This window comes from Agrobacterium vitis, assembly GCF_013337045.2.
GTDB lineage: Bacteria > Pseudomonadota > Alphaproteobacteria > Rhizobiales > Rhizobiaceae > Allorhizobium > Allorhizobium vitis_B.
Genome location: NZ_CP118259.1, coordinates 682,720 through 696,908 on the forward strand (window position 1 = coordinate 682,720; position 14,189 = coordinate 696,908).

16 protein-coding genes are annotated in these 14,189 nt (G+C 56.7%); 8 read left to right on the top strand and 8 right to left on the bottom strand.

Annotation, left to right across the window (positions count from 1 at the left end):
• The first annotated feature begins 163 nt into the window (after positions 1–163).
• On the top strand, positions 164–553 hold the full coding sequence (locus G6L01_RS03145; protein ID WP_070167771.1) for a DUF930 domain-containing protein: 390 nt from the start codon (positions 164–166) through the stop codon (positions 551–553).
• Between the two features lie 45 nt (positions 554–598).
• Here the strand turns inward: G6L01_RS03145 and G6L01_RS03150 are convergent, their stop codons facing one another.
• Positions 599–1,699: an AI-2E family transporter gene (locus G6L01_RS03150; protein ID WP_070167772.1), complete on the bottom strand. Its 1,101-nt coding sequence runs from the start codon at positions 1,697–1,699 to the stop codon at positions 599–601.
• Positions 1,700–2,373: 674 nt separating this feature from the next.
• On the opposite strand from G6L01_RS03150, the gene G6L01_RS03155 reads away from it, so the two are divergent.
• Positions 2,374–4,134 carry an FAD-dependent oxidoreductase gene (locus G6L01_RS03155; RefSeq protein WP_272951008.1) on the top strand — a complete coding sequence of 587 codons (1,761 nt, stop codon included), beginning with the start codon at positions 2,374–2,376 and terminating at the stop codon, positions 4,132–4,134.
• A gap of 166 nt (positions 4,135–4,300) precedes the next feature.
• The gene (locus G6L01_RS03160; protein ID WP_070167774.1) at positions 4,301–5,080 is read left to right on the top strand and encodes a polysaccharide deacetylase family protein; all 780 of its coding nucleotides are present in this window, start codon (positions 4,301–4,303) and stop codon (positions 5,078–5,080) included.
• 3 nt (positions 5,081–5,083) lie between these two features.
• Here the strand turns inward: G6L01_RS03160 and G6L01_RS03165 are convergent, their stop codons facing one another.
• Positions 5,084–5,968, bottom strand: coding sequence for a VOC family protein (locus G6L01_RS03165; RefSeq protein WP_070167775.1), 885 nt, complete (start codon positions 5,966–5,968; stop codon positions 5,084–5,086).
• A gap of 240 nt (positions 5,969–6,208) precedes the next feature.
• On the opposite strand from G6L01_RS03165, the gene G6L01_RS03170 reads away from it, so the two are divergent.
• Together G6L01_RS03170 and G6L01_RS03175 are read left to right on the top strand one after the other, a co-directional pair.
• Complete coding sequence (locus G6L01_RS03170) at positions 6,209–6,619, top strand: universal stress protein (RefSeq protein WP_070167776.1); 411 nt, start codon at positions 6,209–6,211, stop codon at positions 6,617–6,619.
• A 37-nt stretch (positions 6,620–6,656) separates the two neighbouring features.
• Positions 6,657–6,977, top strand: a complete 321-nt coding sequence (locus G6L01_RS03175) for a TraR/DksA family transcriptional regulator (RefSeq protein WP_070167777.1) — start codon at positions 6,657–6,659, stop codon at positions 6,975–6,977.
• A gap of 29 nt (positions 6,978–7,006) precedes the next feature.
• Here G6L01_RS03175 and G6L01_RS03180 read toward each other — a convergent pair whose 3' ends face one another.
• Positions 7,007–7,384: an MAPEG family protein gene (locus G6L01_RS03180; protein WP_070167778.1), complete on the bottom strand. Its 378-nt coding sequence runs from the start codon at positions 7,382–7,384 to the stop codon at positions 7,007–7,009.
• 371 nt (positions 7,385–7,755) lie between these two features.
• Between G6L01_RS03180 and trhA the strand changes: the two genes are divergently transcribed.
• Complete coding sequence (gene trhA, locus G6L01_RS03185) at positions 7,756–8,406, top strand: PAQR family membrane homeostasis protein TrhA (protein WP_156550497.1); 651 nt, start codon at positions 7,756–7,758, stop codon at positions 8,404–8,406.
• Between the two features lie 99 nt (positions 8,407–8,505).
• Here trhA and G6L01_RS03190 read toward each other — a convergent pair whose 3' ends face one another.
• Positions 8,506–9,237 (bottom strand): Crp/Fnr family transcriptional regulator, encoded by a 732-nt coding sequence (locus tag G6L01_RS03190; RefSeq protein WP_070167780.1) that lies wholly within the window; start codon positions 9,235–9,237, stop codon positions 8,506–8,508.
• A 575-nt stretch (positions 9,238–9,812) separates the two neighbouring features.
• On the opposite strand from G6L01_RS03190, the gene G6L01_RS03195 reads away from it, so the two are divergent.
• Positions 9,813–10,319 carry a GNAT family N-acetyltransferase gene (locus tag G6L01_RS03195; protein WP_070167781.1) on the top strand — a complete coding sequence of 169 codons (507 nt, stop codon included), beginning with the start codon at positions 9,813–9,815 and terminating at the stop codon, positions 10,317–10,319.
• Here the strand turns inward: G6L01_RS03195 and G6L01_RS03200 are convergent, their stop codons facing one another.
• Positions 10,320–11,057 carry a hypothetical protein gene (locus G6L01_RS03200; protein ID WP_070167782.1) on the bottom strand — a complete coding sequence of 246 codons (738 nt, stop codon included), beginning with the start codon at positions 11,055–11,057 and terminating at the stop codon, positions 10,320–10,322.
• 169 nt (positions 11,058–11,226) lie between these two features.
• Between G6L01_RS03200 and G6L01_RS03205 the strand changes: the two genes are divergently transcribed.
• The gene (locus tag G6L01_RS03205) at positions 11,227–12,297 is read left to right on the top strand and encodes a helix-turn-helix domain-containing protein (RefSeq protein WP_070167907.1); all 1,071 of its coding nucleotides are present in this window, start codon (positions 11,227–11,229) and stop codon (positions 12,295–12,297) included.
• Between the two features lie 261 nt (positions 12,298–12,558).
• Here the strand turns inward: G6L01_RS03205 and G6L01_RS03210 are convergent, their stop codons facing one another.
• The 3 genes from G6L01_RS03210 to G6L01_RS03220 form a co-directional block, all read right to left on the bottom strand.
• Complete coding sequence (locus tag G6L01_RS03210; protein WP_015915334.1) at positions 12,559–12,990, bottom strand: Ros/MucR family transcriptional regulator; 432 nt, start codon at positions 12,988–12,990, stop codon at positions 12,559–12,561.
• Between the two features lie 413 nt (positions 12,991–13,403).
• Entirely contained in the window at positions 13,404–13,769 is a 366-nt protein-coding gene (gene mnhG, locus G6L01_RS03215; RefSeq protein WP_070167783.1) for a monovalent cation/H(+) antiporter subunit G, read from the bottom strand.
• Entirely contained in the window at positions 13,769–14,182 is a 414-nt protein-coding gene (locus tag G6L01_RS03220; protein ID WP_070167908.1) for a cation:proton antiporter, read from the bottom strand. Before G6L01_RS03220 ends, mnhG begins: the two co-directional genes overlap by 1 nt.
• Between the last annotated feature and the right edge of the window lie 7 nt (positions 14,183–14,189).

Consider the following 14,189-nt stretch of genomic DNA (forward strand, 5'->3'; position numbering starts at 1 on the left):
GTCCGCCCAGCACCGATCAAGCAGAAATCCGTGATCCCGGCCATGACCGGGACCCGCCATAGAGTGAGCCGATCACAAATGCGGGATGCACGTTTTGAGTGCTGGCTTCGCCAGAAGTCAGGCAATACATTCCGCCGAATCGGTATCTGTTAGGAAATTCTATATGCGATTGATGATTTTAGGGGGTGGTTTGGCGATGGTTTTTGCGCAATCGGCCTTTGCGCTTGACGCCGCAGCCACCCGCCAGCTCAAGTCGCTGTCGCCGGCCGAGCGGCTGGAACAGCGCTGCGACATGGAGGCGATGAGCCGGATTGGCAAGGATAGCAAAACTTATTCGCCCGACAAGGTGATCGCCTATACGTTCGCCCAGACCAAGGCCGATGGCAACCGGCTGAAGGCGCCGGGCGCGGTGTTTCGCAGCAAGGGCCACTGGTATCGGCTGAAATACCAGTGCGAGACCGGCAACCAGCGCCTGGACGTGAAAAATTTCAGCTATCAGGTCGGCGCCGAGGTGCCCAAGGAAAGCTGGGGCAAATATTACTTGTATAATTGACGAGCAACAAGCCGTGGGGTGACGCCTGTCACCCTTTTTGCCCTGTCACCCTGGCAGTTTTGGCTTCGGTGCCGCATGGGGCGCCAGTTCGGTGAAGATCGCCTTGCCGATCAGCGCCAGAGGCACGGCCAGCATGGCACCCGCCGCGCCCCAGACCCAGGTCCAGAAGATAATGGCGACGAACACGCCAAAGGCGTTGATCTCCATACGCCGTCCCATCACGGCTGGCGTCACCAGATTTTCGACCAGCGCATGGACAGTGAAGAAAGCAATGGCGGGAAGCAGGCCAAACAGAAGGCTGCTATGGGTCAGCATTCCGGCCACGGCCAGCGCAAAGGTCATGGCGGTTACGCCGAGAAAAGGCACGAAGCTGGAGAGAAAGGCGAAAAAGCCCCAGAGTACCGGCAGCGTCAGCCCGCCAACCCAGGCAATCAGCAGCGCGCAGCAGCCGACACCCGCGTAGATTACTGACGCGGTGGCAAAGTAGAAGCCCAGCGCCGTTTCAATCGCATTGATGCTGCGGATGGCCGAGAGCCGGCGAGCGCGGTCGCGGAAAGAGACGATCAGAGTTTTGCGGATCGACACCCTCCCGGCCAGAAATAGCACCAATGCGGCAAAGAAAATCAATGTCTGGACGATGGCGGGCGTCACCTGGCTTGCCACTGTCGAGAGAATGCCGCCGCCATTTTCCAGCATCTTGTCGAGGTTGATAGGGCCGTTGCCGCTGGCAAGCCTGTCCAGATGCAGCCAGTGAAAGCGTTGAAAATAGGGTGTGAACCGATCCATCATGGTCTGGCCAATGCTGGGGATGTCCTGCGCCAGTTCCATCAGTGGCCCGGCCAGCGTGTTGGCAATGATCGTCACCAGCGTGAAAAGCGCCGTGGTGAGCAGCACGGCGCTCATCATCGGCGGAACGCCCAGCGCTTCCAGCCGGTCGGCAGCCAGGCCCAGAATGAGGCCCACCACAACCGCAAGCGTCAGGGGCATCAGGATGGTGCCTGCGTAATGCAGCGCGGCAATGGCGACAATCAGGAAGAGCCCAATGACCGCCCAGGCCTGCGTCAGTTCCAGCGCCGTCTTGCGGTGCCGCCCCAACCGCGTTTCCGCCGGCTGCAAAATCCGGCGTTTGACCGTGTCATCCATCATGTCCGTTTACGTCCCCTCGGTGCCATCATTGAATGCGTCCAAGCTGGCACCATGAGGGTGCTAGGCCGCAACACGTTATATTTACAACATAATTTTTTCGGATTGCCAGCGCGTCGATGTCCGGCTCGCCATTTGATGCGGCTATCGGACGCTCTCCCCGAGAGCGCCACTGAGGGGCGCCTTGACAAGCAATCCCGAATTAACGCGCAGAACGGGCAGTGGTTCCGCCCAGATTTTGCCTTGCTTGCGCCACTTTGGTGCGAATGGGCGGATTCCGAGGCTGTCTCAATTTGGGGCAGGCGTTCGGAACAGGGCGAGTCTCTGCACCACATACGCGCTAAATCATGGGTTGCAGCGGCGAGAGTGAAGCTGTTTACGCGAAATCCACTATCATTACAGGGGTCTACGAAATATTGGCGTTTTGAGCCTGCATCCATGGGGATATGGAGGTTTTTGTAACTATCCGAAACAAAAAACCCCTGGCGCCAACATGTAACTGCTCCAAAAAAATAGAGATGCACCCAATAAAAGTGTCTGAAAAGTGTAAAAACCAAGATTTGTATTAGGGTTGGAAAAACAAAAAATGCAACTGAAAATATGTGTTTTTTGGCGCGGTTTCCAATACATTGATAGAGTAAATAATATGTACAAGGCGGATGACTATGCGTTTCATTATGGGTCGTCGAGTGTTTGTTGCTGGAGCGGCTAGTCTTTTTGCGTTGAGACCAAGTTTTGCACAGCAAGCGATCTATGATGTTATTGTCTATGGAATGACCAGTGGTGGGATTACAGCTGCCATCCAGGCAAAAGTCATGGGAAGAACCGTGGCAATTGTTGGTGGCTGGCGTGAGCGTCATCCCGGTGGGATGATGTCTGGCGGGCTTGGCGGCACAGATGTCGAGGCAGGCAGTGCCTTCGGCGGTCTGGCGCGCCATGTGATTTCCAGGATCAATCAAGAGGCCCAGGTGGCTGATGACCGGTTCTCCTTCGAGCCTCGCTTTGCCCAGACCGTGTTTGAAAAACTGCTGCGCGAATATGATATTCCGGTATTTCAAAGCCGTGGCGTGCTGCGGGTCGCCAAGACCGGTTCCCGCATCGAAGCACTGGAAACGGTTGACCGTCAGGTGTTCAATGGCCGTGTGTTCATCGACGCCAGCTATGAAGGCGACCTGATGGCCGCGTCAGGCGTTTCCTGGACGGTCGGCCGCGAACCGCAGGACGGCGACAATGTGCTGAATGGTTTTCGCGGCACCCGGACGGATTCCTGGGGCGACAATCATAATTTCCAGCTGCATCGCCGTTTCGAGCGGGTGATCGGTCAGGTCGGCGTCGATCCTTTCGTCACCGAGGGCGTGGCCGCCAGCGGGCTGTTGCCGGGCATCCGCAATTATCCGTCCCCGGAAGTCGGTGCGGGCGACCGGGCCGTGCAGGCCTATAATTTCCGCATGACCATGACGCGCGATCCGGCCCGCCGGGTGGATCTGCCCTCGACACCGCCGCCGGGTTTTGATCCGACCCGTTACGAATTGCTGTTCCGCTGGATCAAGGCGCTTGACGAGCGCGGCCAGCTCACGGACGCGGAAAACGCCGTGAAGATGCAGTTTCTGCTGCATAACGATCTCGGCAACGGCATTTTCGACATCAACAATCGCGGAGCCGTTTCCACCGATTATATCGGGGGCTCCTGGGGCTATCCCCAGGCCGATTACGGCATGCGTGAAAAGATCTGGAAAGCCCATGAGCGCTGGACGCGGGGCCTGTTCTACGCGCTGCAACACCATAAGGACCCGCGGATGCCGGGTGCTCTGCGTGATGTCTTCCTTGATTATGGACTGGATGGCCAGCATTATCAGGACCCGCACGAAAATGATGAGGCACACTGGCCCTATCAGCTCTATGTGCGGGAAGCCCGGCGCATGGTGTCCGACCATCAGATGACCGGCCATGACGTCACTGCTGCCGACGACCAGGAATTGCGCGACAACAACACGATTTCCACCGGGTCCTACAAGCGTGACAGCCATCATACCCAGCGGATCGTCCGTACCACGGTCAACATGCTCGGCACGCCGACGCTGAGTGTCTGGAACGAGGGCAATTTCGAGGCCGAGGCTGGCGGTGCTGACCGGATCTTCACCATTCCGCTGTCGGCCATCGTGCCGCGCCGGGTGGAATGTACCAATCTGATGTCGATCTTCGCGCTTAGCGCCACCCATGAGGCCTTCGGGGCGATCCGCATGGAAATGAGCCTGATGCAAACCGGACAGTCAGCAGGCGCTGCTGCCGCGCTGGTCGCCGTCAGCCGGGCCGATATTCAGGACGTGTCCTATGATGAACTGATTTCCAGCCTCTACGTCCCACCTGGCGCCAAGCCCTCGGTTCTGCCGCGTGATCCCAACAGCCAGGCGCTGGCCTTCAACCTGCAAAGGTCGTGAAGGAAGGCCGCCGAGCCGCATCTATCGATAGAATTCTCTTGACGGCAGCGTGATAGAAGCGTTTCTCCCGAAACGCTTTCTTCAAGGCAGGGATGTGGCATCCCAGATCTTGGTATCAGACCCTTGGTATCACGGCCAACTGGCTGGCAGGCGCGAAAAGAGTGTCATGGTTGTTATGGATATCCGCCGGATCGGTATTTACTTGTCATCACTGCTGCTGGGGGCGCTGCTTCTGAATGGAGCAGCACGACCTGCTCTTGCCGCTGCGGATGGCTTGATCGAGCCGAAACTGCATATTCATGCCGCTCCGAAAGGGTTGGTGCAGGTGGCGGTGACGCTGGATGCCTGCATGGGCAAGACCGATATGCGCATTCTCTCCACCCTGCTGGATGACAATATCAAGGCGACGATTTTCGTCACTGGTCGCTGGATAAGGTCCAATCCGCAGGCCGTTGCGGTGCTGAAATCCAGGCCGGACCTGTTTGAGGTGGAAAACCACGGCGAAAACCACATCCCGGCGGTCGACTATCCGGCGACCGTCTATGGCATCGCCGCCGCTGGATCGCCAGAAGCGGTTGCCAGGGAAGTGACCGGCGGCGCGGACGCCATGCGGGCCGCAGGGTTTTCTCCGCCACGCTGGTATCGGGATGCCACGGCCGAATATTCACCCTCCGCCATCGCAGAGATCAAGGCGATGGGCTACCAGATCGGCGGCTTTTCCATCAATGGCGATTCAGGCTCACTTTTGGGCGCCAAACAGACCGAGCAGCAATTTGCCCGCGCCAAAAACGGTGACGTGCTGATCGCCCATATCAACCAGCCCACCCATGCCGCTGGTGAAGGCGTGGTGGCAGGTTTAAAGGCATTGAAGGCGAGGGGCGTGGTGTTTGTGCATCTGAGCGAGGCCGGTCCGGTTGAGGCAGTCAAAGGCCCGCCGGTCAACTGACATTCATCCGGATATGGACGGCGCCGAATTCAAAGTCAGACCAATTCCCCAGGGATCGGTCAGCCGGTAGCCTTCGGCACCCAGGGTCACAGGAATCTCCAGCGCCTCCAGCGTCGCTAGCGCCTTTTGCAGTGCTTCCCCGTCGTTAAACGTCAGGGAGTAATCGGCAAGCCCGGTCATTGCCGCAAGGCGAGGGCCTGCGCCCCGGCTGTTCCAGATATTGGCGGCGACATGGTGGTGGTACTGGCCGGAACCGAAGAAGCTGGCGCCGGGATAGGACGCCATTTTCTTCAAACCCAGCACGCCCTCATAAAACCGGTCTGCCTCCGGCACATTGCCGACCTGCAAATGCATATGGCCGATGCTGGAGCCTTCGGGCAGGCCTGTCCATGCTTCATCAGTGGCGCTGTCGTAAAGCTCTTGCAGGCTGAGGGGCAGGGTGGCCATGCCAACCGTACCATCGGATTGATAAGTCCATTCCAGCGGGCTGCGGTCGCGGTAAATCTCGATGCCATTGCCTTCCGGGTCAGACAGGTAGATCGCCTCGCTGACCAGATGGTCTGAGGCGCCGTCCAACTGGACGCCGGAATGGGCGGCATGGCGTAGCCACTGCGCCAGTGCCTTGCGGCTCGGCAAAAGAAAAGCGGTGTGGAACAGCCCGGCTGCCGTGGGCGGCGCAATAGCTGCATCGCTGCGGGTGGTCAGCGTCAGCAATGGCGTCGTGCCAACCCCAAGCACCATGCCGCTGGGGTTGCTCTCCAGCACGGCAAGGCCAATGATCTGCCGATAGAAGCTGGAGACCGTGGCCAGATCGCCGACCACCAGATGCGCCCGTCCGATATGGATCGGTCGGGTCAGGGCAAAGCTTGGGGAATGATGGGCATTCATGACGGCAGGTCCGATAGGTTGGCGCGAGGGCGCTGGGAACGTCTTGCTCCCTAGATAGAGCCTGCCGATCGTTTCATGTAGAGCACATATACAGGAAAGTTCGTTCGATAATACTGAACAGTGGGGCGTTTATTGTTCAATCTGAGCCCTTTTCAGGCTTGATCGGGATCAATGCGGGCGGAGCTTGGCGCGCGCAGGTTGTTATCAGCAAAGTCGTTCAGCAGCCGAGAGGAGAGGGCCATGTATAGAAAGATTATTGTTCCCGTGGACATCGCGCAATGGGAAAAGGGCGACAAGGTCCTGCGAAAGGCCCAGAGCCTGCTGGATGCCGGTGGCGAGATCGTGCTGCTGACCGTGGTCGAACATCTGCCATCCTATCTCGCCATCGATATTCCGCATGACATCCTCGACGGAGCGGTTGAGGAGGGGCGCACCAAACTGGCTGCGCTGGCGGCTTCGGTTGGGCCTGGCGTGACGACGCTATTGCGGGTCGGTTCGCCCGCCCATGAGATTCTGGCGGTAGCAGTGGAGCAAAAGGCCGACTTGATCATTATCGCTTCGCATATCCCGGATTTTTCCAACTACCTGATCGGGGCGACTGCCGACCGCGTCGTGCGCCACGCCCGATGCGCGGTGCTTGTTGACCGCTAATCGTATCCGGGAGGCGTTTCACATTTTGAGGAGATCGATGATGGACATGGATGGATATAAGCAGACTTTGCTCGGACGGCGGCTGGAGCTGACCAGCCGACTAGGAAAAATTTCCGGTGACCTGTCAGAGCAACGCAGCGCCGAAAGCGCCGAGCGCGCTATCGAATCGGAAAATGACGAAGTGTTGGAAAGCCTGGGGCAGGCGGGCGAAAACGAGCTGCGCGGCATCGAGGCGGCATTGGCCCGCATGGAGGCCGGTTCCTATGGACGCTGCGTGACCTGCGATGCGGCAATTGCACCCGAACGCCTCGCCCTTTTGCCGGCCACGCCGTTTTGCCAGGATTGCGCCCCAGCCTGACCAGAGGGGCAAACAAGCGCGCGGTCCGGCTATTGCAGCAGTGCCGCCACCGTGCCGCCCATCAGCAGCACAAAGGCAATGACCCAGGAAATCAGCGCGCCGGGACCGCGCTTTTTAGCATCCGCATAATATTCAGCGGCATAGAGCACCCGTGCGCCTGTCCAGCATAGGCCCAGCAACCCAGCGAACTGGTCGGACAGGTAAAAGCCGAAGAGCCAGAGCGATGGCAGGAAGAAAACCAGTTGCTCGGCGGTATTTTGTTGAACCCGGTAAATCCGCTCGAAATTCTCATCACCTGTCATCTTCGGTGCCTTGACCCCAAATTGCTGGCGCGCCCGGGCGACCTTGATGAAGAACCAGTTATAGGCGATCAGCGCCATGAACGTGGCAAGGACTGTAAAGCGCATGGGTGCTTCCTGACTGGGTGCGAGGACGGCAGTTTCGCGGACAGAGCCGTTAACTGTCCAACAGCTTAATCCGCAAACGGTTTAAGCCCGGTTGATGACGGCGCAAGCCTTGGCATTCGGCGCATATAGTTCAGGCCTTGAAACTGCAATGGTCGATCGAAGAACGGCAGTTGGCCGTCTTGCCAACGCGATGGAGTTGACGCATCATGGTCACCTAAGGTTGCGGTGTGTGGCCGTCATAGACATAAATTTGACCGGATCGTCGGGCTGATCAGGCTTATATGAAGACGACGAGACAGGCGACATTATCTGGCAATCATTCTCGGTTATGCTGTCGGCAGATATTTTAATTTCTTGGGTTGATCATAACGATGGAAGAATTCCGCTTCGGGCGACACTATGATTTTCACGAATTGCTGGCCGATGGCATCGTGCATGGTGTCGGCGTGGTGTTTGCGCTGGTTGGCGTAACCGCGCTGATCTTCTATGCCACGGTGTTTACCAGCTTTGGCGAGATTGCCGCCAGCTGGATCTATGGTCTTGGCTTGGTGCTCGCGCTTGGCTGTTCCTTCACTTACAATATGTGGCCGCGCTCGACCTTCAAAAGCTATTTACGACGGCTGGATCATTCGGCGATTTTCGTGCTGATCGCCGCCACCTATACGCCCTTTCTGGAACGCGGTGCCGATGAACCGGCTATTCTGTGTCTGTTGATCGGCATCTGGCTGACGGCGATAACAGGTATCTTTCTGAAATGCCGCTATCCGGGTCGCTATGACCGGTTGGCCATCCTGCTTTATCTGGCCATGGGCTGGAGCGGCGTGCTGGCGCTGGAGCCGATTTCCGAGCGGCTGCCGCCCGTCACCATGGTGCTGATCTTCATCGGCGGCATTCTTTATTCCGCCGGCGTGATCTTTCACGTCTGGCAGCGGTTGCGGTTTCAAAACGCCATCTGGCACGGTTTCGTGGTGGCTGCGGCTGCCGTGCATTATTCCGCCGTGGTTACCGCCATCGGGTCTTGAGGCGGCGCGGCTGTATAGCCGAAAAAGTCAGAGTTGGCGTATCATGTTGGCCTCTCGGAGATCAGCGCTTCAATTGCGCTCAGTAAATGGGCCAGTCCCTCAGCCTATACCTGAAAAGTCGATCAGTTTCTTCATGCTTATCTCGAGCTTCCTCGGCCCCTTTCGCTGGACAAGGCCGTTTTTTTCAAGCAGTGCAAAAGTGCGTGACACTGATTCTACCGAGGTCCCAAGATAGTCCGCAATATCGTAGCGCGACATCGGAAGCGATAAGGTCGAGCTTTCACTGTCGAAATAGCGATCATGGTCCAAGCAGTCTACCAGAAACGCAGCGAGACGTTGTGGCAGCTCCAATTGTCCGATTGTGATGGTGTGTCGTTGCGCGGTCCGAATTTCGTGGACCGCCTTGACGAAGAAACCTTGCTGAATCCTCGGATTTTCCAGAAGGAATTTCTCCAACTTACGGAACGGAAAGCGGTATACGGAGCAGGGTGTTACCGCCTCTGCCGAGTTAACGTACAGTCCGCTCTCCGCCAGACCAAAGATATCGCCTGGCCAGTAAAACGCCACGATCTGTCGCTGACCATCCTTCAGCGCGTGACTGGCCTGAACGACTCCCTCGATAAGCAAATAGAGGAAATCTGCGGGTTCGCCTTGCGACAATATCTCTAATTTCGTCGTGCGATACTCTATGATTTCTCCCATTCGCCCAAGTTCGTACTGTTCATTTGGGCTTAGGACGATATGCTCCGCTTTCTCATCTTGCTGCGGCGACAATACAGGCGTTGCTCTGATTTGGATTGGCAGTCGGCTAGCGGGCGAAGACAGGTTCATGTGTTACATTCTTGCAAGGAGGAAACTTGGAACTGATTTTTATGACGGCTTAGGAACGCCCTAACAAATAACTTTCGTTGGTACGACGCTGCGTGATGGAACGATTTATTGTGGAAGGCAACACTAACCATTTCCAAAAAAACCATTCCAAAGAGAGTAACGCGAGTAGTTTCTTGACATTTCTTTGCATTTTCGGAAGAAGAACGAAAATTTGCAAAATTCGATACCACATTGCGGAAAATCTCGACGCAAGATTGGCCTTGCGCTGTGATATCAACCTTTATCCGAGCTCAGATTCTTTACAACAGCGTTCGCCCATGTCGCAAGGATGATGTTTACTCCGCAAAAGCTACATAAAGGGTTGGGCTATTGTTTTTGGCTTAGTCAAATGACCGAAATATCCCGCAGGTTGAATTAGATCTATTCTTCCATTTCGAGTTGGCGCATTGCCAGTTGCGGTAAGACCCTTGTTGGGAGCGTCATACGTGAGGGGCATTGCAGACGACAAATCCTATTTCCGTGCACGGGTTTCTGCGATAGGACTGTCGTATCCTATGTCTGTTCCAGGGCTTCTCATGACCACACAGCACGTCATCCGCGACGGCACCGAAGCGGATCTTGCCGCTATTGTCGAGATTTACAACCATGCCGTCGAGCATACGACCGCCATCTGGAACGAGGCGTTAATCGATGTCGACAATCGCCGTGTCTGGCTGGAACTGCGCCGGGCCAAAGGCTTTCCGGTCCTTGTGGCTGAAGTGGATGGCCGTGTTGCGGGCTATGCCTCCTATGGCGATTGGCGGGCTTTCGATGGTTATCGCCATACGGTCGAGCACTCGGTCTATATCGACAAGGACCATCGCGGCGCAGGGCTTGGCAAGGCGCTGATGCAGGCGTTGATCGAGCGCGCCAAGGCCGGAAATGTGCATGTGATGATCGCCGCCATCGAGGCCGGAAACACGGCCTCAATCGCCCTGCATGAAAAACTCGGCTTCCGCCTGGTCGGCATCCACCGCGAGGTCGGCACCAAATTCGGCCGCTGGCTGGATCTGGCGGCGATGGAACTGATGATTGCGCGTTGATTACTCGATCCTGGCCCGCACCATCTCGCCGCGAATGGTGATGGCGGGGTGGGCGCCCGGCGTATTGGGCAGGGCGCTGTCGACATAGGAGGCGGTGGCCTCGACCAGATAGCTGATCGATGTGGGGGTGAGGAAGCGCAGGGTGGCGTCCATCATCCGGCCGGACAGAAGGATGGTTTCATCCTTGCTGATGGTCTTGAAAAACGCCTGCACCCGCAGCGCTGCGCCTGAAACATCCAGCGTGCTGGCATGGCCGTCCAGGGTGAAATCCCCGGCATCGGCCCGAACATTGATGGTGGAAAAATCACCGTCAAGCCCGATACGGGCGGCCTTCTGGCGGATCAGCACGGCAGATTGCGGACGCAGATTGGCCTTGAGCTTTATGGTGCAATCCGACCAGTCGAAATAGCGCGACATGTCGGCGACATCGATAACCAGAGTGTCGTTATCGATATGCATCCGGCCACTGTCAGCGCAGTCGCGGGCATACCAGCCGGACTGCCAGAGCGAGCCCCAGCCGTCGCGCTCACCTGTCAGGGTGGCGGTCAACGGCGTGTTTGGATCGGTGGTTACGGAAATCAGGCTGGCGGCGCCATCGACGCGCAGTTTTGAGATAGCCGACAGATCAAGCGGCACGCCTATCGGCACATCGTGCCGCCATAGCGCCATGGCCCGATCCATGGCGGCGATGCAAACAAGTCCTGCGGCAATGCCAAGTACGATCACACGTTTTTTCATGGGTCTTCACTCCGATGGATTGCGATGCGCCAATCTTTGCCAAGGGAGGGAATGCTGCGACCTGAAACACGTTTCGGGTCGTCGCCGATCATGATCGGGGGTATAACAGTCGCAAGAAATGCCCCATGCAATCGCTCAGAAATTCACCTCGCTCAACGATTCCCGTCCCATGATATTCTTGCCGATTTCCTTTTTCGTTGCCCTGCTGCTTTTGACCCTGTTGATCCGTATGCTGCGGCAGGACGACGCCCCGGCCTCCGCGAAGCTTTTCCTGTTGCTGTTGGCGGTGATGGCGGTGCAATCGGTTCTGGTCGGTTTGCGCTGGGGCTATGGCATGATGTTGGTCATGCCCGCCATGTCGGCTCTGGCGACGGTTATCCCTCCTTTGAGTTTTCTGGCCTTTCGCAGCCTGACATCCAGCCGTGCGGATCGGCAGGATCGTGGTTTTTCGCAGCTCGATTGGCTGTATGCCGTACCGACTGCTATCGTGCTGGTGCTGAGCATTGCGGGCGGTGGGCCGATCGATGCGATCATCATCCTCACTTTCCTGGCTTATGGACTAGCGCTGCTCTGGCTGGCGCGGCTGGGACCGGATGGGCTGACGGCCTCGCGGCTGGACGGGGCGCTTCGCTCCTACCGCGCCCTGCAATGCATGGCGGCTTCGCTGCTGGCCTCAGCGGTTACCGATGTCGTCATCAGCCTCGACTTTGCCTTTGGCGGCGGCCGTCATGCGGCAACCGTCGTCTCGGCTTTCATGACCCTGATCCTTCTGGCGCTCGGATTTGCTGCGTCGTTGGCCGAAAGCGGAGCTTCTTCCGATGAGAACGGGCGCGAAGAGCAGAAAGGCGAAAACGCTGGCGACAAGCCGGTGCCGAGATCCGCAAGCCAGGAGGACGCGCAGATTGCCAGCGCGCTGGCAGCGATGATGGTGGAAAAACAGCTCTACAAGGATGTGGACCTTAACCTTGGCCGGCTGGCACGTCGCCTCGGCCTGCCTGCGCGGTCGGTATCGAATGCCGTCAACCGTGTGCATAGCATGAGTGTTTCGCAGTATGTTAACAATCAGCGGGTGTCGGAGGCCTGCCGGCTGCTGCGAGAAAGCGATGAGCCGATTACCAGCATCGTCTTTGAGGCTGGTTTTATGACCAAGTCCAATTTCAATCGGGAATTTCTGCGGGTCACGGGACAAAGCCCCAGCGCCTGGCGGCGGCAGGAGACGATAGCACAAGCGTGTGCATAGTCGCGCTGGGCAAGCCAACCAAAGGCTATTTGCCGGGATTGGGCTGATATTGGGATCGGGCTGATATCAACAATATAACGCAAAATTCCGCGCGCCTTATGAGGCCCACGGAATTGAGGTCTGACGATCGAAAAGCATTCATACCAAGTCGAAGATGCATAAGCATCTTCGACTTGAAAAAAATCCGAATATCTCAAATGCATCGGGAGCTTGAGATATTCGAAAATAGAATACGAACGCGTGTCTTGATGACCGTTCGTCTTACTTGGCGCGTCGGCGGCGCTGTCCCAGGCCCATTTCCTTGGCGAGGCGCGAGCGGGCTTCCGCATAGGCGGGCGCAACCATCGGGTAATCGACGGGAAGGTCCCATTTCTCGCGATATTCTTCCGGGCTCAAGGTGTGATGGGTCATCAAGTGACGCTTCAGCGACTTGAACGAGCCACCACATTCCAGGCAGATGATCTGGTCGCCCTGAATCGACTTGCGAACGGCAACGGCAGGCTTCTGCTTTTCGACCACGGATACCACTGGCACCGGTGAAGATGTATTGGACAATGCGGTATGCACATCCGAAATCAGGTGGCTGATGTCCCCGATTGGTACAACATGGTTGCTGACATACGCTGCAACGATATCTGCCGTCAGTTCGACCAGAAGATCGTTTCCTGACGATCCAAATGCCGTTTCACTCATTTTTTTCTCCTGTCATATGTCTGCCTGACGGTTCGTTTGCCACCCACCGCCGACACTGAATTCAAACCAGTTTGACTGGTTTGCGTGATACCCCCACATAAAATCCACTGCCAGCCAGCCAGGATGGCAGTGTTATATTAGATATTTACGCCATTAACCCAAAACTAGTCTCCAAATTGATTGTCCGCCTCACGTCTACAACCCGGGCGGTCGCATCGGCTGAATACATGCTGCTTTTGAACTAGATCGAAATTGAAAACGGTTCAGTGATCCAAATAGTCCTTTTAATGAATTATCAACATCGGGAAAAATGTCCAGTTCCTATTTATCCTAATTTTTGTGCGTGAAAAAATGTAGATCAGGCTAAATATGAATGGCTCTCTGCTCTTATGATACTTTTAGAACGGTATTATTCATAATTTGTTAACTAAGTCCTTCTTGCCGTTGCCAATACCGTTGCTCATTTCATCGAGTACGGTTGCGTGGGCCAGGGGGTATCCGACATGCCGCGCAGCTTTTGCCAGCAGGTGGGCGGAGACCGGCGCTGTCAGTACAAAGAAGAAAAACCCGCAAAAAGCGCGTGCAAAAACCGATAAATCTCCGGAATTGACGCCAATTGCCAGTAACAGCAGGCCCGATCCCACTGTTCCGGCCTTGGAGGCCGCATGCATGCGGGTGAGAAGGTCCGGCAAGCGGTTGAGACCGATTGCAGCGATCACCGCAAAAAACGAACCGCCCAGAATCAATACAGATGTTAGAATCGCCGCCGCCATTTGCATTAATCTGTTTCCTTTTGGGACATGTGCCTATTTTTATCGTTCCGCTTGCGCCTGTGCTCCATCCGGGACTTTTCCACAGCTAATTGTTCGGCTGCCGCCCGAATTGCCGGTTCGGTTTCCGGTGTTTCGCCAATCACGCCGCGCACAAGGATGAATCGCGCAAAAGCAATGGTTGTCAGAAATCCAACCAGGCCGAGCGAAATGGCGATGTCCATGTAGAGCACATAGCCCGACTTGATCGCGAAGACGGCAATAAAGCCGATGACGATGCCGACCAGCATGTCCAGCGCAATTACCCGGTCGGGCAGGGTCGGGCCACGCATCACCCGGTAGACGGTCAGGAAGAAGGCGATGGCCAGCAACAGCAGCCCGCCATTGCAGGCATGATGGACGAGGACTTGCGCGGCTGTCATGTCGGGA

Excerpts from the sequence above, each read along its gene's own strand:
- G6L01_RS03210 (WP_015915334.1), bottom strand. The coding sequence starts at position 12,990 with ATGAGTGAAACGGCATTTGGATCGTCAGGAAACGATCTTCTGGTCGAA.
- G6L01_RS03200 (WP_070167782.1), bottom strand. The coding sequence starts at position 11,057 with ATGAAAAAACGTGTGATCGTACTTGGCATTGCCGCAGGACTTGTTTGC.
- G6L01_RS03155 (WP_272951008.1), top strand. The coding sequence starts at position 2,374 with ATGGGTCGTCGAGTGTTTGTTGCTGGAGCGGCTAGTCTTTTTGCGTTG.
- G6L01_RS03160 (WP_070167774.1), top strand. The coding sequence starts at position 4,301 with ATGGTTGTTATGGATATCCGCCGGATCGGTATTTACTTGTCATCACTG.
- G6L01_RS03175 (WP_070167777.1), top strand. The coding sequence starts at position 6,657 with ATGATGGACATGGATGGATATAAGCAGACTTTGCTCGGACGGCGGCTG.
- G6L01_RS03180 (WP_070167778.1), bottom strand. The coding sequence starts at position 7,384 with ATGCGCTTTACAGTCCTTGCCACGTTCATGGCGCTGATCGCCTATAAC.
- G6L01_RS03150 (WP_070167772.1), bottom strand. The coding sequence starts at position 1,699 with ATGATGGATGACACGGTCAAACGCCGGATTTTGCAGCCGGCGGAAACG.
- trhA (WP_156550497.1), top strand. The coding sequence starts at position 7,756 with ATGGAAGAATTCCGCTTCGGGCGACACTATGATTTTCACGAATTGCTG.
- G6L01_RS03220 (WP_070167908.1), bottom strand. The coding sequence starts at position 14,182 with ATGACAGCCGCGCAAGTCCTCGTCCATCATGCCTGCAATGGCGGGCTG.
- G6L01_RS03170 (WP_070167776.1), top strand. The coding sequence starts at position 6,209 with ATGTATAGAAAGATTATTGTTCCCGTGGACATCGCGCAATGGGAAAAG.
- G6L01_RS03195 (WP_070167781.1), top strand. The coding sequence starts at position 9,813 with ATGACCACACAGCACGTCATCCGCGACGGCACCGAAGCGGATCTTGCC.
- mnhG (WP_070167783.1), bottom strand. The coding sequence starts at position 13,769 with ATGCAAATGGCGGCGGCGATTCTAACATCTGTATTGATTCTGGGCGGT.
- G6L01_RS03190 (WP_070167780.1), bottom strand. The coding sequence starts at position 9,237 with ATGAACCTGTCTTCGCCCGCTAGCCGACTGCCAATCCAAATCAGAGCA.
- G6L01_RS03205 (WP_070167907.1), top strand. The coding sequence starts at position 11,227 with ATGATATTCTTGCCGATTTCCTTTTTCGTTGCCCTGCTGCTTTTGACC.
- G6L01_RS03165 (WP_070167775.1), bottom strand. The coding sequence starts at position 5,968 with ATGAATGCCCATCATTCCCCAAGCTTTGCCCTGACCCGACCGATCCAT.
- G6L01_RS03145 (WP_070167771.1), top strand. The coding sequence starts at position 164 with ATGCGATTGATGATTTTAGGGGGTGGTTTGGCGATGGTTTTTGCGCAA.